Source organism: Streptomyces muensis (genome assembly GCF_021474425.1).
Lineage (GTDB): Bacteria > Actinomycetota > Actinomycetes > Streptomycetales > Streptomycetaceae > Streptomyces > Streptomyces muensis.
This window is the reverse complement of sequence record NZ_JAKEIP010000093.1, coordinates 12482-30004: the sequence shown is the minus strand read 5'-3', so window position 1 is coordinate 30004 and position 17523 is coordinate 12482. Positions and strand designations below refer to the sequence as shown.

The 17523-nt window shown below is 72.6% G+C and carries 12 protein-coding genes and 1 pseudogene; 10 read left to right on the top strand and 3 right to left on the bottom strand.

All coding sequences use genetic code 11. The features are described 5' to 3' along the window. The 6 genes and pseudogenes from L0P92_RS22140 to L0P92_RS22115 form a co-directional block, all read left to right on the top strand. A pseudogene (locus L0P92_RS22140) lies at positions 1-208 on the top strand (hypothetical protein); the annotation flags it as partial. 7 nt (positions 209-215) lie between these two features. After that, positions 216-1031 carry a TlyA family RNA methyltransferase gene (locus tag L0P92_RS22135; RefSeq protein WP_234764555.1) on the top strand — a complete coding sequence of 272 codons (816 nt, stop codon included), beginning with the start codon at positions 216-218 and terminating at the stop codon, positions 1029-1031. Beyond that, positions 1028-1933: an NAD kinase gene (locus tag L0P92_RS22130; RefSeq protein ID WP_234764554.1), complete on the top strand. Its 906-nt coding sequence runs from the start codon at positions 1028-1030 to the stop codon at positions 1931-1933. Before L0P92_RS22135 ends, L0P92_RS22130 begins: the two co-directional genes overlap by 4 nt. A gap of 211 nt (positions 1934-2144) precedes the next feature. After that, the gene (gene recN / locus L0P92_RS22125) at positions 2145-3863 is read left to right on the top strand and encodes a DNA repair protein RecN (protein WP_234764557.1); all 1719 of its coding nucleotides are present in this window, start codon (positions 2145-2147) and stop codon (positions 3861-3863) included. A 79-nt stretch (positions 3864-3942) separates the two neighbouring features. Continuing rightward, entirely contained in the window at positions 3943-4707 is a 765-nt protein-coding gene (locus L0P92_RS22120) for a hypothetical protein (protein WP_234764553.1), read from the top strand. Between the two features lie 296 nt (positions 4708-5003). After that, entirely contained in the window at positions 5004-6140 is a 1137-nt protein-coding gene (locus tag L0P92_RS22115; RefSeq protein ID WP_234764552.1) for a glycosyltransferase family 4 protein, read from the top strand. 44 nt (positions 6141-6184) lie between these two features. On the opposite strand, the gene L0P92_RS22110 is transcribed toward L0P92_RS22115, so the two are convergent. Further along, a complete protein-coding gene (locus tag L0P92_RS22110; protein ID WP_234764551.1) occupies positions 6185-7837 on the bottom strand; it encodes a PucR family transcriptional regulator in 1653 nt (550 codons plus the stop codon). Positions 7838-7954: 117 nt separating this feature from the next. Here L0P92_RS22110 and L0P92_RS22105 point away from each other — a divergent pair, with 117 nt between their 5' ends. After that, the gene (locus tag L0P92_RS22105; RefSeq protein WP_234764550.1) at positions 7955-8914 is read left to right on the top strand and encodes an LLM class F420-dependent oxidoreductase; all 960 of its coding nucleotides are present in this window, start codon (positions 7955-7957) and stop codon (positions 8912-8914) included. 6 nt (positions 8915-8920) lie between these two features. Here L0P92_RS22105 and L0P92_RS22100 read toward each other — a convergent pair whose 3' ends face one another. Together L0P92_RS22100 and L0P92_RS22095 are read right to left on the bottom strand one after the other, a co-directional pair. Then, positions 8921-10303, bottom strand: coding sequence for an FAD-binding oxidoreductase (locus tag L0P92_RS22100; RefSeq protein ID WP_234764549.1), 1383 nt, complete (start codon positions 10301-10303; stop codon positions 8921-8923). 105 nt (positions 10304-10408) lie between these two features. Next, positions 10409-12211 (bottom strand): glycoside hydrolase family 15 protein, encoded by a 1803-nt coding sequence (locus L0P92_RS22095; protein ID WP_234764556.1) that lies wholly within the window; start codon positions 12209-12211, stop codon positions 10409-10411. A gap of 500 nt (positions 12212-12711) precedes the next feature. Between L0P92_RS22095 and pyrG the strand changes: the two genes are divergently transcribed. From pyrG to L0P92_RS22080, 3 genes are all read left to right on the top strand, one after another. After that, a complete protein-coding gene (gene pyrG / locus L0P92_RS22090) occupies positions 12712-14379 on the top strand; it encodes a CTP synthase (protein WP_234764548.1) in 1668 nt (555 codons plus the stop codon). 96 nt (positions 14380-14475) lie between these two features. Beyond that, positions 14476-15102 (top strand): NUDIX domain-containing protein, encoded by a 627-nt coding sequence (locus L0P92_RS22085; RefSeq protein WP_234764547.1) that lies wholly within the window; start codon positions 14476-14478, stop codon positions 15100-15102. A gap of 276 nt (positions 15103-15378) precedes the next feature. Then, positions 15379-17466, top strand: a complete 2088-nt coding sequence (locus L0P92_RS22080; protein ID WP_234764546.1) for a tetratricopeptide repeat protein — start codon at positions 15379-15381, stop codon at positions 17464-17466. Positions 17467-17523: the final 57 nt, after the last annotated feature.

Genomic DNA, 17523 nt, shown 5'->3' with positions numbered 1-17523 from the left:
CCATCGCGATCCACACGCGCTGGCGCTGACCGCCGGACAGTTCGTCGACATAGCGATCCGCGAGCTCGGCGACCCCGACCACCTCGCCACGGACGGGCACCTGGAGGTGTACGAGGATGTACACCGGGGGCTGCGCGACGCGCTCACCGCGCTCGACGCCCGCCCGGGACCTCCGGCGCCCCCGTCGATGCCTGGGATGAGGAGCTGAACCGAACGTGGCAGGAGTCGCACGCCGCCGTCTCGACGCGGAGCTGGTCCGCCGCAAGCTGGCGCGCTCGCGCGAGCACGCCAGCCAGCTGATCGCCGCCGGGCGGGTCACCGTCGGCAAGACCGTCGCGACCAAACCGGCCACGCAGGTGGAGACCGCGGCGGCGATCGTGGTGTCCACCGACGACAGCGACCCCGAGTACGTCTCGCGCGGCGGGCACAAGCTCGCGGGCGCGCTGGAGGCCTTCGTGCCGCAGGGGCTCGCGGTGAAGGGGCGGCGGGCGCTGGACGCCGGCGCTTCCACCGGGGGTTTCACCGACGTCCTGCTGCGGTCGGGGGCCGCCCATGTCGTCGCCGTGGACGTCGGATACGGACAACTCGCCTGGACTCTCCAGAGTGATGAACGCGTCACCGTCAAGGACCGTACGAACGTACGCGAGTTGACGCTCGAAGCGATCGATGGGGAGCCAGTGGATCTTGTCGTGGGGGATCTGTCCTTCATCCCGCTCGGACTGGTACTGCCCGCCCTGGTGCGGTGCGTGAAGCCGGACGCCGATCTGGTGATGATGGTCAAGCCGCAGTTCGAGGTGGGGAAGGAACGGCTGGGCAGTGGGGGAGTCGTACGGAGTTCGCAGCTGCGGGCGGAGGCCGTGCGGGGAGTCGCCGAGAAGGCGTGGGAACTCGGGCTCGGAGTGAAGGGCGTCACGGCGAGTCCGTTGCCCGGACCCTCCGGGAACGTCGAGTACTTTCTGTGGCTGCGTGCCGGGGCGCCCGCCCTGGACCCGGCCGACGTTGACCGTGCAGTTGCGGAGGGGCCGCGTTGACACCGAACCGAGCTCGTACTGTTTTCCTGCTCGCCCACACGGGGCGGCCCGCGGCGATTCGCAGCGCCGAGCTGGTGGTCAAGGGACTGCTGCGGTCGGGGATCGGCGTACGGGTGCTGGAGTACGAGGCCGCCGACCTGCCGCTGCCGCCCGAGGTGGAGCTCGTCAAGGAGGCGACTCCGCAGTGCCTCGACGGGTGCGAGCTGCTGATAGTGCTGGGCGGCGACGGGACGCTGCTGCGCGGCGCCGAGTTCGCCCGGGCGTCCGGGGTGCCGATGCTGGGCGTCAACCTCGGGCGGGTCGGGTTCCTCGCGGAGGCCGAGCGGGACGATCTCGACAAGGTTGTCGACCGGGTCGTGACCAAGGCGTACGAGGTCGAGGAGCGGATGACGGTCGATGTCGTCGTGCATCAGAACGGCGACATCGTGCACACGGACTGGGCGCTGAACGAGGCGGCCGTGCAGAAGGCGGGCGCCGAGAAGCTGCTCGAGGTCGTGCTGGAGATCGACGGGCGGCCGGTCACGGGGTTCGGGTGCGACGGCATTGTGCTGTCCACGCCCACCGGGTCGACCGCCTATGCGTTCTCCGCCGGTGGGCCTGTGGTGTGGCCTGAGGTCGAGGCGTTGTTGATGGTGCCGATCAGTGCGCATGCGTTGTTCGCGAAGCCGTTGGTGACGTCGCCGGATTCTGTGCTTGCGGTGGAGGTTCTGCCGCATATCCCGCCGGGGGTCTTGTGGTGTGACGGGCGGCGGACCGTGGAGTTGCCGCCGGGGGCGCGGGTGGAGGTTCGGCGGGGGGCTGTGCCGGTGCGGCTGGCTCGGCTGCATCATGCGTCGTTCACGGATCGGTTGGTTGCGAAGTTTGCGTTGCCGGTGTCTGGGTGGCGGGGCGCACCTCACTAGCCATCTGTGGGGGGTGGTGGCGGATTCGCGGGCGGCTGCGGGCCGTATGTGGCTGGTCGCGCAGTTCCCCGCGCCCCTTAGCAGCATCCACTCCCCTGGGTGACAATGTGCTGCCGATACACATTCGTCACCTGCACCTTCACATCACGGACCCGGGGCCCGTCGCACTCCCCGCCCCCGACCTCGTAAGGTCGTGTCCGTGTTGGAGGAGATGCGGATACGGTCGCTCGGAGTCATCGATGACGCGGTCGTCGAGCTGTCGCCGGGGTTCACCGCGGTCACGGGTGAGACGGGTGCGGGCAAGACCATGGTGGTCACCAGCCTGGGGCTGTTGCTCGGTGGGCGGGCGGACCCGGCGCTCGTGCGGATCGGGGCCGAGAAGGCGGTCGTGGAGGGGCGGATCGCCGTGCCCTCGGGGGCGCCGGTCGTCGTACGGGTCGAGGAGGCCGGGGCGGAGCTCGACGACGGGGCGTTGCTGATCAGCCGTACCGTTTCCGCCGAGGGGCGGTCGCGGGCGCATCTGGGCGGGCGCAGTGTGCCCGTGGGGATGCTGGCCGAGCTCGCCGACGAGCTGGTGGCCGTGCACGGGCAGACCGATCAGCAGGGGCTGCTGAAGCTGGCCCGGCAGCGGCAGGCGCTCGACCGGTACGCGGGGGACGCCGTCGCGGTGCCGCTCGCGAAGTACGGCGAGGCGTACCGGCGGCTGCGGGCCGTCTCCGTCGAGCTGGACGAGATCGTCACGCGCGCGCGTGAGCGGGCCCAGGAAGCCGACATGCTGCGGTTCGGGCTCGATGAGATCGCCGGGGTCGAGCCGCGCCCCGGGGAGGACGTGGAGCTCGCGGAGGAGGCCGAGCGGCTGGGGCATGCCGAGGCCCTGTCGTCCGCTGCCACGGCCGCTCATGCCGCGCTCGCCGGTAATCCGGAGGACCCCGAGGGCATCGACGCGGCGACGCTCGTCGCGGGCGCGCAGCGGGCCCTGGACGCCGTGCGGTCGCACGACCCGGCGCTGGCCGCGCTGGCCGACCGGATCGGGGAGATCGGGATCCTGCTGGGCGATGTCGCCGGAGAGCTGGCCGGGTACGCCGACGACCTGGACGCCGATCCCCTGCGGCTCGCGGCCGTCGAGGAGCGGCGGGCCGCGCTGACCGCGCTCACGCGGAAGTACGGCGAGAACGTCGCCGCCGTGCTCACCTGGGCCGAGGACAGCGCCGCGCGGCTGACCGAACTGGACGGCGACGACGAGCGGATCGGCGAGCTGACCGCCGAGCGGGACGCGCTGCGGGTCGAGCTGGGCGGGCTGGCGCAGGCGTTGACCGATGCGCGGACCGAGGCCGCGGAACGGTTCGCCGCCGCGGTGACCGCCGAACTGGCCTCGCTCGCGATGCCGCACGCGCGCGTGTCCTTCGACATCCGGCAGACCGAGGACCCCGACGGTGTGGAGGTCGGCGGCCGTACGGTCGCCTACGGGCCGTCCGGCGCCGACGAGGTCGAGTTGCTGCTCGCCCCGCACCCGGGAGCGCCGCCCCGGCCGATCGCCAAGGGCGCGTCCGGCGGTGAGCTCTCGCGCGTGATGCTGGCCGTCGAGGTCGTGTTCGCGGGGACCGATCCCGTGCCGACGTATCTCTTCGACGAGGTCGACGCGGGCGTCGGTGGCAAGGCGGCCGTGGAGATCGGCCGTCGGCTGGCCCGGCTGGCCAAGACCGCGCAGGTCGTCGTGGTGACCCACCTGCCGCAGGTCGCCGCCTTCGCCGACCGGCAGTTGCTCGTCGAGAAGACCAACGACGGGTCGGTCACCCGGTCCGGTGTGAAGGTCCTGGAGGGCGAGGAGCGGGTCCGCGAGCTGTCCCGGATGCTCGCCGGACAGGAGGACTCGGAGACCGCGCGGGCGCATGCGGAGGAGTTGCTGGCGACGGCCCGCGCGGACGCGTAGGAGGGCCAGGCGGGGTTCGCGCGCGTGGGCGGCCGGTGCGCGGGGCCGGGCTGTCAGTGGTGGCCCGTAGGGTGGCCGAATGAGCGAACGTGCCTTCCGGATCACCGCCTTCGGCCTCTCCGCTGCCCTCACCCGCGCCGCCGTCGCCGCCCTGCGCGCCAAGGCGCCCGGCGGGCCTGACCGCTGGCAGCGGAAGAACCACGCCGGGCGGACCGTGGAGCTGTACGCCGGACCCGCCTCCGCCCTGGCGGCCGCGGTCGGGGCCGGACGGGTCTCGCCGGCCGCGGGGGCCGCCGTGGCGGTCGCGGGGCTCTGCGGGGCCTACGACGACGTGGCGGGCGCCGATGACCCCCGGCGTGGCTTCCGGGCGCATCTGGGCGCGCTTCGGGACGGGGAAATCACCAGCGGGGCCGTCAAGTTGTTCGGGATATCGGCCGCCGGGCTCGTCGCGGGGGCGGTCCTCAAGGAACGGCCCTTGGACAAGCTGCTCGCGGGGATCGTGATCGCCGGCGCCGCGCACTTCGTGAACCTCATGGACGTACGGCCCGGGCGGGCCGCCGCCGCGGTGCTCGCGCTCGGTGCGCCGGGGCTGCTGCGCTCCGGGCCCGGCGGAGCGTTGGCCGCCGGTGCCATGGGGGCCGCGGCGGCCGTCCTGCCCGAGGACCTCGGGGAGCGGGCGATGATCGGCGACACCGGCGCCCATGCGCTGGGCGCGGCCCTGGGGGCCGCCGTCGTCGCCGGGAACCGCCGGGCCGGACTGGTCGCGCACGCCGCCGCCGTGGTGGCCGCGGCGGTGTACGGCGACAAGGTGAGCGCGTTCGCACGAGGCGCCGCCGCCCCGTGAGGCCGATGCGGCTCGCCGCGCCACGCCGGTGCACGCCGGTCGCCGAAGCGTGCTCCACGCGCGCGTGTTCGGCCACAACTCCCACCCCGGATCACTCGTGCAGGTGACTCCGGCCGCCGAGTTGCCCGGCAGCCGGGCCGTCCGCGGGCGGCCGGCGTTCCCGGAACGGCCGTGCGTCCTGGCATCCTTGGCGTAAACACGTCGTACGCGTAGGGATTCACGCGGTACACCTCGTCCGTCCGATCCTTCTGTACGTTCTTCGTGACCGCCCGACCCGAAGCAGGAGCCCCGGCCACGTGACCCCCGTCAGCAGCCATGCACCGCACGGCCAGTCCTCGCTGCGCACCGTGCAGGTGCTGGGCGGTGGCAACGCCGGCAGTAGCGCGCATGTGCGATCACTGGCGTCGGGACTGGTCGCGCGGGGTGTGCGGGTCACCGTCTGTGCCCCAGTCGAGGCAGACCAGCTCTATGACTTCACGGGGGCCGGTGCCGACCACGTGCATGTGCCGCGCAGCAGCGATCCCGGTTCCGTGGCGGCCCTGCGGGCGGCGTGCGCGGACGCCGACCTGGTGCACGCGCACGGGCTGCACGCCTCCTTCCGCGCGGTGCTCGCGCTGAGCGGGCGGCGGACCCCGCTCGTCGTCACCTGGCACGACCGGGCGCATGCCGAGGGCGCCCGCGCCCATCTCGTACGGCTGTTGGAGCGGCGGGTCGTCAAGGCCGCCTCCGTCGTGCTCGGGACCACCTCTGCGCTGGTCGACCGGGCCCGCCGGACCGGCGCCCGGGACGCCCGCCTCGCCGCCGTCGCCATGCCCGGGCCGCTCGGTGCCGTCGAGCACGACGACCCCGACCGGCTGCGGCCCAAGGTCCGCGCCGAACTCGGAGCCACCGGGCGGCCGTTGCTGATCGCCGTCGGCTCCCTCGAACGGCATCGCGGGTACGACGTGCTGCTGGACGCCTCGCGCGGGTGGCTGCGCCTCGACCCCGTGCCGCTCGTCGTGATCGCGGGGGAGGGGACGCAGCGGGCCGAACTGCAGCGTCGGATCGAGGACGAGGAGCTGCCCGTGCGGCTCATCGGACGGCGCGACGACGTCTCCGAGCTGCTCGCCGCCGCCGATGTGGCGCTCCTCCCCAGCAGTTGGGAGTCCCGGTCCGTCCTCGCCCAGGAGGCCCTGCACGCGCGCGTGCCGCTCGTCGCCACCGAGGTGGGCGGCGTACCGGAACTCGTCGGCGACGCGGCCGAACTCGTCCCGTACGGCGACGCGAAGGCCCTCGCCGACGCGGTCGTACGGCTGCTCGGCGACCCCGAGCGCCGCGAGCTGCTCAGGGAGCGCGGCGTGCGGCAGACGGCCACCTGGCCGACCGAGGACGAGACGGTGGCCCAAGTCCTCAGCGTGTACGACGAGTTGACGCAGCCCCGGTTCGTGATCTAAGCGCCTCGTTCCAGGCGCGCGCGTCCGCCCCCAGCCGCCTCCGGCTACCCCGCGTGCCGCCGCGCCCGTAGGGCCAGGCTCAACGCCAGTACCGTCTGCGGGTCGTCGAGGTCGGTGCCGAGCAACTCGCCGATCCGGGCGAGGCGGTTGTACAGCGTCTGCCGGTTGAGGTGCAGTTCGCGGGCGGTCTCCGCCTTGCGGCCCGCGTGGGCCAAGTACGTCTCCAGGGTGGGCAGCAGGGGCGGCTTCGAGCGGTTGTCGTGGTCGCGGAGCGGGCCGATCGCGCGGTCCACGAAGGCCGCGAGGTCCGGGTGGTCGCGCAGCCGCCACAGCAGCAGGTCGATGTCCAGGCGCCGGGCGTCGTACCAGGGGCGGTCGGTCAGGCCCTGGGCCGCCGTCGCCGTCTCCGCCGCGTGTCTGAGGCCCGCCGAGGCCGCCGCCCAGCCGCCGGCCACGCCGACGACCACGACCGGCGGCGAAGCCCCGGGCCGCTGCACCCCGGCCCGCTCCACGCCCGCCCGCAGCGCCACCGCGACCCGGTCCGCGACCGCCGACCGGTCCGCCTCCGCCCGCAGGCCCAGCAGCAGCGGCACCCGGCCCTCCACGGGCCGTACGCCCAACAGCGCTGGCACACCGACGGAGGCCAGCTCCTCGCCGACCGCGCGCGCCAGCACCGCCCAGCCGCCGCCGAGGGCCGGCGCGTCCCCCAGCCGCATCACGACCGGCAGCAGCGGGCCGTCACCCGGCTTGAAGCCCAGCACGCGCGCCTGTGCCGGGGCGTCCTCGGCGGCGACCCGGCCCTCGGCGAGGTCGGTCAGGAAGTCGCCGCGCCCGCGCGCCGCCAGCTCCTCCTCCTGCCGTGCCTGCATCAGCACCACGGCCAGGATGCCCGCGGCCCGCTCGGCGGCGATCCGGTGCACCGGCGCGAGCGGCCCCCGCACGGGGAGCAGCGCGAGACGGGCCCGGACCGACACCGTTCCAGGCCCGCCCCCCGGAACGTCCACCAGCACCGAACCGGTGGGCGGCGGCCCGTCCTTGTGCTGCCCCCGCAGCCCCTCCCACACCTGCAGCGGATCCGCACCCTCCGGACCCGCCCCGGCGGCGTACAGCAGCTGTCCGTCCGTCGTCTCCAGGAAGACCGGGTTGCCGCTGAAGTCGGCCAGGATGCCCAGTACTTGGGGCACTCCGCCGCCGCCGAGCAGCGCCTGGGTGCAGCGGCGGTGCACCTCCTCCGCGCGCTGCAGCAGCGCGTAGTGGCCGTTGACGATCTCGGTGTGGATCTCCTCGGTGACGGTCACGAACGGCACCTCGCGATGCAGCTGGACCAGCGGCAGACCGGCCGCGCGTGCCGTGTCGACCAGGGTGGCGGGCAGCCGGGTGAAACGGGTGCCGAGCTCGATGACCAGGGCCGCGATGCCGCGCTCGGCGAGGGTGCGCACGAACGCGCGCTGGTCGGCGGGGCGGGTACCGATGCCGTAGCCCGTGGTCAGCAGCAGTTCCCCGCCCTTGAGCAGCGAGGCGATGTTGGGCACCTCGCCCGCGTGCACCCAGCGCACGGTCCGCCCGAGCCGGTCGGCGCCCGCGAGGACCTCCGGGAGTCCGCTGCGCAGGCCGGGCAGCTCCAGCGCCCGGCGCACGGTGATCCCGGCGCCGTGGGTGTCGAATCCGCTGCTCATACCGCCCGTACCGCTGTCCATGAGGCGGACGCTACCCGTGGGCACGCCACCGCGACATATCCGGACCGTCAGGCGCCCTGCCGTGCGGGCGGTCAACGCGCCGGGTTGGGGTGCGTCCGGCGGGGTAGCGGCGTCGGCATGGACTTCAGCGTGGTTGCCGTGGCACGGGAGGACGACAGTCCCATCGAGGAGCCGCTGCGGGTGGCGGTGGCCGCCGATCGGCTCGGGTACCGCGAGGTGTGGGCGGGGGAGGGGCCGACCTGGGACTCCTTCGTCCTCGCCGTGGCCATCGGGCGGGCCACCGAGCGGGTCGCGCTGACGGCCGGTCCCATGGCGGTGTCGGTGCGCGAGCCGTTCGGGATCGCGCGGGGCGCCGCCTCGGTCGCCGCCGTCACCGGACGGCCGGTCGGAGTGGCGCTGGGGACGTCCAGCAAGCGGGTCGTCGAGGGCGTGCACGGGGTGCCGCGGACACGGCCCGCGGCGGCGATGGAGGCATCGGCGGCAGCCCTGCGCGTCTTCCTGCACGGCGAACCCGGCGAACCGATCGTCCCCGGCAGCGCCTTCCCGCGCCGCCTGCCACCGCCCGGCGGCCCGCTCACCGTCGCCGCGTTCGGCGACCGCGCCATCGCCACGGCCGCGACCCACGCCGACCGGATGCTGCTCGACATCGTCTCGCCGGACCAGGTACGGACCCTGCGGGCCAAGCTGACGGCGGCCGCCCACCGCGCGGGCCGCACCCCGCCGACGCTGGCCTCCTGGCTGCCGGCCGCCGTCGATCCGGACCCGGAGTCCCTCGCGCAGGTCCTGCGGAGCATCGCCGGATATCTGACGGTCCCCGGCTACAGCGACATGTTCGAGGCGGCCGGCTTCGGCGACGCGGTCGAACTGGCCCGAAGCGACGCCGACCCCGGCGCGCTGGTCCGGGCGCTGCCCGCCGCAGCTGCCGGCACGGTCGGGCTGGTGGGCGACCTGGACGCCGTACGCGCGCGTGTCGCGGAGTACGCCGACGCCGGGCTCGACGAGATCGCCCTCGTCCCGGCGACGGCCGGCGATCCGGGCGGGGAACGGACGCTGACGGCGCTCAGGCGCGCCTGGTGACGGTGGTCAGGCCGGCCGGATGTTGTGGTTGAACCGGAAGACGTTGTCCGGGTCGTAGCGCCGCTTCAGCTCCGCCAGCCGACGGGTGTTCCCGGCGCCCAGACCGGCCACCACACGTTCCGCGCCCTCGTCGCCGATGAAGTTCAGATAGACCGCGCCGGTGCTCCACGGCCGTACCCGCGCACGCACGTCACGCACCCACTGCCGGCACCGCTCGTCGTCCGCCGGGTCCTGCCACATGCCGTACGGGTGCACCGCCCAGGGCGCGTCCCGATAGGGCACCGGGTACTCGTGCGGACCTGCGGAGATCGCCCCGCCCTGCGGCAGCAGGACGTGCTGGGTGCCGGTCGGCACGGGCATGGACCGCCCGGCCGCGCAGTAGACGTCGACGAGGTCGTCCGGCGCGCCCGTCAGGTACTCCGCCGACCAGTAGTGCCGCATGCCGGGCGGATCGTCGATCATGCACTGCACATCGGCGTACGGCATCGCGCCGACGATCTCCGCCTCGTGCGGCAGCGCCAGCAGCGGCTCGGCGTACTTGCGCATGTCCTGCTCGGCACCGGCGTACGTCACCAGCGCGCCGCACACCAGCTCACCGACCAGGGACGGCGGTACGAACTCCTCGGGTGGACCGGTGAAGTGGATGATGCCGCCGCTCACCTCGTCCGGGCCGGACTCGATCACATCGCGGAAGGTGCGCACCGCGTCCGGCGCGAACTCGGGCCGGAACAGCACCATCGCGATGGCGAACTCGGGCAGCTCGTGCAGCTTCAGGGTGATCGCGGTGGCGACGCCGAAGTTGCCGCCGCCTCCGTGCAGGGCCCAGAACAGGTCCGGGTTCTCGTCCGCGCTCGCGTGGACCCGGCCGCCGTCGGCGGTGACCAGCTCCACGCCGAGCAGATTGTCCACGGCGAGCCCGCACCAGCGGTCCAGCCAGCCCGTGCCGCCGCCGAGGACGAAGCCGCCGACGCCGGTGGTCGACGCCCGGCCACCGGTCGTGGCGAGGCCGTACACCTGGGTGGCGCGGTCCAGGTCGCTCATCGTGGCCCCGCCCGAGACCCGTACCGCCTCGGCCGCCGGGTCGACGGTGACCGCGCGCATGTGGCGCAGGTCGATCACCACACCGTTGTCGTTCAGCGCCATGCCCGCGACGCTGTGCCCGCCGCCGCGCACCGCGATGTTCAGGTCCAGCTCACGGGCGAACCGCACGGCCCGGACGACGTCGTCCTCGTCCACGCACTGCGCGATCACCGCCGGCCGCCGGTCGATCATGGTGTTGAAGACGACCCGCGCGTCGTCGTAACCGAAGTCCCCCGGCGCGAACACGTCACCGGCGAGATCCTCACGCAGCGCGGCGAGGGCCGCGCCCGCCTTGGAGTGGGTAGCCATGGCCGCCCCCTTCCGGAAAGGGGCAAGACAAGCGGCAATCGCTTGCTTCCAGGCTAGGCGGGCGCGATACGGGCGTCCTGTCGAGCGGTGCGGCGGTCGCTCGGCTCAGCCCCCGTAGGCCCCGGAAGCCGTCAGCCGCAGGGCGGTGTCGATCAGCGGAACGTGGCTGAAGGCCTGCGGGAAGTTGCCGACCTGGCGCTGCAGGCGCGGGTCCCACTCCTCGGCCAGCAGACCGAGGTCGTTGCGCAGCGACAGCAGCTTCTCGAACAGCTTGCGGGCCTCGTCGACGCGGCCGATCATCGCCAGGTCGTCCGCCATCCAGAACGAGCAGGCCAGGAAGGCGCCCTCGTCACCGGGGAGGCCGTCGACGCCCTCGTCGTCTCCTTGCGTCGGGTAGCGCAGGATGAAGCCGTCCGAGGTGGACAGCTCGCGCTGGATCGCCTCGATGGTGCCGATCACGCGCTTGTCGTCCGGCGGCAGGAAGCCCATCTGCGGGATCAGCAGCAGCGAGGCGTCCAGTTCCTTCGAGCCGTACGACTGCGTGAAGGTGTTGCGCTCCTTGTCGTAGCCCTTCTCGCACACGTCCCGGTGGATGTCGTCGCGCAGCTCGCGCCAGCGCTCCAGCGGGCCGTCGGCGTCGCCGGACTCGATGAGCTTGATGGTGCGGTCGACGGCGACCCAGGCCATCACCTTGGAGTGCACGAAGTGTCGGCGCGGGCCGCGCACCTCCCAGATGCCCTCGTCCGGCTCGTCCCAGTGGTCCTCCAGGTAGCGGATCAGCTTGAGCTGGAGCAGCGAGGCGTAGTCGTTGCGGGCCAGGCCCGTCATGTGCGCCAGGTGCAGGGCCTCGGTGACCTCGCCGTAGACGTCCAGCTGGAGCTGGTGCGCGGCGCCGTTGCCGACCCGGACCGGTGCGGAGGCCTCGTAGCCGGGCAGCCAGTCCAGCTCGGCCTCGCCCAGCTCGCGCTCGCCCGCGATGCCGTACATGATCTGCAGGTTCTCGGGGTCACCGGCGACGGCCCGCAGCAGCCACTCGCGCCAGGCGCGGGCCTCCTCGCGGTAGCCGGTGCGCAGCAGCGAGGACAGGGTGATGGCCGCGTCGCGCAGCCAGGTGTAGCGGTAGTCCCAGTTGCGGACGCCGCCGATGTCCTCGGGCAGCGAGGTCGTCGGCGCGGCGACGATGCCGCCGGTCGGGGCGTACGTCAGCGCCTTCAGCGTGATCAGCGAGCGGATCACCGCCTCGCGGTACGGCCCGTGGTACGTGCAGTGCTCGACCCACTCGCGCCAGAACTCCTCGGTCGCCTCCAGCGACTGCTCCGGCTCCGGCAGCGCGGGCGGCTGCTTGTGCGAGGGCTCCCAGGAGATGGTGAACGCGATCCGCTCGCCCGGGGCGACCGTGAAGTCCGAGTACGTCGTCAGCGACTTGCCGTAGGTCTCGGTCTCCGCGTCGAACCACACCGAGTCCGGCCCGGCGACGGCGACCGTACGCCCCTCGTGCTTGTGCACCCACGGCACGACCCGCCCGTACGAGAAGCGCATCCGGAGCGCCGAGCGCATCGGCACCCGGCCCGAGACGCCCTCCACGATCCGGATCAGCTGGGGCGCGCCGTCACGCGGGGGCATGAAGTCGATCACCCGGACCGTGCCGCGCGGCGTGTCCCACTCGGACTCCAGGATCAGCGAGTCGCCGCGGTAGGTGCGCCGGGCCGCGGTGGGCGGCGGGGTGTCGGAGGCGTGGGCGGGGCCGAGCCGCCAGAAGCCGTGCTCCTCGGTGCCCAGCAGCCCGGCGAAGATGGCATGCGAGTCGAAGCGGGGCAGGCACAGCCAGTCCACTGTGCCGTCCCGGCAGACCAGGGCAGCGGTCTGCATGTCTCCGATGAGTGCGTAGTCTTCGATGCGCCCGGCCACGTGCAACTCCAGTCGAACGGCCACGTCACCCCCTCTTGTGGCAAGGGGGCTCTCGCTTGGTGCGGTCAAGGGGTGGGTTTTGTCATGCGTCGTTGAGCGATGAAGCAAAGCAGTCGCTTCGGTGGTGAAGCAAAACGACTGACTCTTCTCGACAATCTCTGCTCAACGAACTGACGAGCTCTCGTTGTTCCGGTGGTTACGGGCGAGGGGTGGTGCCGTGTTGCCGGCCGGGCTCGGCAGCGAATGTCCGAGCAGGATACGACGCACGTAGATGATCTGCGTGCCGCTCCGGGCAACCCGGGTCGGCCGAACGGGTGAGCAATGGGTGAGCGATGGGTGGGAAAGCGGTGGGGCGTGCGGATCCGTGCCGACTCGTGTGCGGAGCGTGGCCGGAAGCTATCGGTCCTAGTCGCTGATACCCTGGTAGCCCGTGGACCGGTGGGCGTGAAGACCCCCGAACCGCACTTCAAGATCGCGACCACGGGAGCCCCCTCTTGGCCATGCCAAAATCCACGACGACCAAGCACATCTTCGTCACCGGGGGTGTCGCCTCCTCGCTCGGCAAGGGCCTGACGGCCTCCAGCCTCGGCATGCTGCTCAAGGCCCGGGGTCTGCGTGTGGTGATGCAGAAGCTGGACCCGTACCTCAATGTCGACCCTGGCACGATGAACCCCTTCCAGCACGGCGAGGTGTTCGTCACCAACGACGGCGCCGAGACCGACCTGGACATCGGCCACTACGAGCGCTTCCTCGACCGTGACCTGGACGGCTCGGCGAACGTCACCACCGGTCAGGTGTACTCGACGGTGATCGCCAAGGAGCGGCGCGGCGAGTACCTCGGCGACACCGTGCAGGTCATTCCGCACATCACCAACGAGATCAAGCACCGCATCCGCCGCATGGCGACGGACGAGGTCGACGTCGTGATCACGGAGGTCGGCGGCACGGTCGGCGACATCGAGTCGCTGCCGTTCCTGGAGACCGTCCGCCAGGTCCGTCACGAGGTCGGTCGTGACAACGTCTTCGTCGTCCACATCTCGCTCCTGCCGTACATCGGCCCCTCGGGAGAGCTGAAGACGAAGCCGACCCAGCACTCGGTTGCGGCACTTCGCAACATCGGTATCCAGCCAGACGCGATCGTGCTGCGCTGCGACCGTGAGGTGCCCACCGCGATCAAGCGCAAGATCAGCCTGATGTGCGACGTCGACGAGGCGGCCGTGGTCGCCTGCCCCGACGCCCGCTCGATCTACGACATCCCCAAGACCGTGCACGGCGAGGGCCTGGACGCCTATGTCGTCCGCAAGCTGGACCTGCCGTTCCGCGACGTGGACTGGACGACCTGGGACGACCTGCTCGACCGCGTCCACAACCCCGACCACGAGGTCACCCTCGCCCTGGTCGGCAAGTACATCGACCTGCCCGACGCCTATCTCTCGGTCACCGAGGCGCTGCGCGCGGGCGGCTTCGCCAACAAGGCCCGCGTGAAGATCAAGTGGGTCACCTCCGACGACTGCAAGACCCCGGCCGGCGCCAAGCAGCAGCTCGGGGACGTCGACGGCATCTGCATCCCGGGCGGCTTCGGCGACCGCGGTGTGCTCGGCAAGGTCGGCGCGATCAAGTACGCCCGCGAGAACCGGATCCCGCTGCTGGGTCTGTGCCTCGGCCTGCAGTGCATCGTCATCGAGGCGGCCCGCAACCTCGCCGACATCGGCGACGCCAACTCCACCGAGTTCGACCCGGCCACCGGCCACCCGGTCATCTCCACCATGGCCGAGCAGCTCGACATCGTCGCCGGTGAGGGCGACATGGGCGGCACCATGCGGCTCGGCATGTACCCGGCGAAGCTGGCCGAGGGCTCGATCGTGCGCGAGGTGTACGACGGCAAGGAGTACGTCGAGGAGCGGCACCGTCACCGGTACGAGGTGAACAACGCCTACCGGGCGGAGCTGGAGAAGAAGGCCGGCATCCTGTTCTCCGGCACGTCGCCCGACGGCAAGCTCGTGGAGTACGTGGAGTACCCGCGCGAGGTCCACCCCTACCTGGTGGCCACGCAGGCCCACCCCGAGCTGCGCTCGCGCCCGACGCGCCCGCACCCGCTGTTCGCCGGGCTGGTGAAGGCAGCCGTCGAGCGCCAGCAGGGCGACGGCGCGGGCAAGAATTCGAAGTAACACGACAGTTGTACGGTGGCCGGGGTGCAAACCTTCAAAGGTTGGCGCCCCGGTTTTCTTTGGCGGGTCTTTTGAAGGCGTGTGGAAGGGCAGGGCATGACGATCAAGGACACCCCCGAGGAGTGGGAGATCCGGGCGACGGACACCCCCTTCGTGGGCAACAAGACCTCCGTCCGCACGGACGACGTGGTCATGCCCGACGGCTCGGTGGTGCGACGCGACTACCAGGTCCACCCGGGCTCGGTGGCCGTCCTCGCCCTGGACGACGAGGACCGCGTCCTGCTCATCAAGCAGTACCGCCACCCGGTGCGGCAGAAGCTGTGGGAGATCCCGGCCGGGCTGCTCGACATCCCCGGTGAGAACCCGCTGCACGCCGCCCAGCGCGAGCTGTACGAGGAGGCCCACGTCAAGGCCGAGGACTGGCGGGTGCTGACGGACGTCTACACCACGCCCGGGGGCTGCGACGAGGCCGTACGGATCTTTCTCGCCCGTCATCTGTCCGAGGCGGAGGGGGACCGCTTCGAGGTGGAGGACGAGGAGTCCGACATGGAGCACGCGCGCGTGCCGGTGGATGAGCTGGTGCGGGGGGTGCTCGCGGGGGAGCTGCACAACAACTGCCTTGTCGTGGGTGTGCTGTCACTGGTCGCGGCGCGGGCCTCCGGCGGGGTGGACGGGTTGCGGCCGGCGGGGGCGGCTTGGCCTGCGAGGCCGTTCGAGGTGTGAGAGCTCCGGTGGGGGAGCCGTGCGGGTGCGCGCCGTGGGGGTGCGGTGATTTTGCCGGCTGCCGCGCCGTCGTGGCTGAGCGCGCAGTTCCCCGCGCCCCTGAGGGGGTTTCCGTCACGCCTGTTTCAACGTGCCGGTCCTACCATCTGCTGATCCGGTCGGGGGATGTGTCCGTCGTGCTGCGCGCGGATCGTTGCAGAGCGTGAACTAGGCTCTGGAAACGCCCTGACCGGAGTCCCGGCGGGGTTGCGCGTGCGTGGGACGGGAGTGTGGCCCGTGACGGATCAGGCGGTGGACACAGGCGGCGTGCGGGTGTCGGCCCGGGCTTCCGGTGCGAACCAATTCCTCGGCCGCACCCGCGAGTTGAAGGAGCTCCGCGCCGACATCGAGCGCGCGGGCCTGGACACCCTCTCCGGCCGCAAGGCGCCACGCGCGCGCGTGCTGCTCATCGCCGGGCGTCCCGGCTCGGGCCGCACGGCGCTCGCCGAGGAACTCGTACGGCAGGTGGCGGACCGTTACGCCGACGGCGTGCTGCGCGTCCGCCTGAGCGAGCCCGACGGCACCCCCGTCCCCGTCGAGCGCACCGCACGCGAACTGCTCACCGCCCTGGACCGGCCCGCCCCGGCCGGCGCCGCCGAGGACGACCTCACCGCGGAGCTCCGCGGGACCCTCGCCGACCGCCGGGTCCTGCTGCTGCTCGACGACGCGGCCGAGTCCGAGCAGGTCGACGCCCTGCTGCCGGACACGCCGGAGTGCCTCGTCCTCGCCGTCTCCCACGGCCCGCTGACCGGGATCTCGGACGTGCGGCCCTGCACGCTCGGCGGCCTCGACACCAAGTCGGCCGTGGAGCTGCTGTCCCGGCACGCCGGCTCGGTCCGCATCACCGTCGACCCCAGGGCCGCCGAGGGTCTGGTCGAGGTGTGCCAGGGCCAGCCGGCCGCCCTGACGCTGGCCGGCCGCTGGCTCGCCGCCCGCCCCAAGGTGGCCGTCTCCGACCTCGCCAAGCAGCTGCGGGCCGAGGGCGAGGAGGGCACACCGCTCAGCCGGGTCTTCCGCCTCGTGCACGGCGCCCTGCCGGTGCCCGCGGCCCGGATACTGCGGCTGCTCACCCTCGCCCCGGGCGGCGTCGTCGACCCGCACACCGCCTCCGCGCTCGCCGGCTGCTCGGTGGACGGCGCCCGCACCACCCTGGACGACATCGTCGCCCTCGGCCTGCTGCACGCCGTGGACTCGCCGCTGCCGCAGTACGAGGTCCCGGCGTGTCTGCACCCGCTGCTGAAGGCCCTCACCGAGACCCTGGACCGCCCCGCCGAGCTCCAGCTGGCCCGCGCCCGGATGCTGGAGCGGACCGTACGGCTGCTCCAGTCGTGCCGGGCGATCACCGAGACCGACAGCCCCGAGACCCGGCAGAAGCTCCTCGGCATGCCCCAGGCCCTGCGCTTCCCCAACCCGCGGGCCGCCGCCGAGTGGCTGGGCATCCGCAGGCCCGCCCTGCTTGCCTCGGCCCGTGCCGCGGTCGCCGACGGAGAGCTGGACACCCTCGCCCGCCGTCTGATGTCCCAGCTGGTCAGGGCGATGGTGGCGCACTTCGGCACCCAGGAGGCCGCCGCCGACCTGTACGGCATCCACAGCCTGGTCCTCGATGTCGCCGAGCGCCGGAAGCTGCCCCGCGAGAAGGCCGCCGCGCTGCTGAACCTCGGCGACCTCGACGCCCGGACGGGGCGTACCCGCGAGGCCCTGGTGCGGTACCGGGCCGCGCTGGACGCCGGATGGGAGGCGAACGACCCGTATGCGACCGGCCGCGCGATGGAATCCGTAGGCGGCGCCCATCTGGAGCTCGGGGACTACGACCGGGCCGCCGACTGGTTCGGCCGTGCGCTCGCCCAGCGGCTGGCCCGGGGCGAGCGGGCCGACGCCGCCCGGCTGTACGGCCGGATCGGCGAGGCGCACACCTATGCGGGCCGGTACGGCGACGCGCTGCGCAACTGGCGGGCCGCCATCGCCGGGCACCGCAAGAACGGCGATGTCGCCGGACAGGCACGGGCGTTGAGCGAGCTGGCCCGGGTCCAGGAGTACGCCGGGCGGCCCGAGGAGTCGCTGCGCACTTGCCAGGAGGCGGTGGAGTGGGCGCGCCGCGCCGAGGACGTACGGCTGCAGGGAGCCCTGCATCTGCGGCTCGCCGACACGCTGGACCATCTCGGCGACTCGTCGGCGGCGCAGCTGCACCGGGGCGCGGCCGAGCGGATGCTGGGAGAGGAGCCTCGGGAGTCCGATGCGGCCGTGCCTGAGCCCGGGCAAGACGCTTTCGAGCCGGAACACGACGCTAACGCCTGCGAAATCCGTAGTACATCCGCTGAAGATTGATGCAATGAAAGGCTAGACAGCGGGAACACCTTCATTAGACTGGCTCTGCCGCACCTT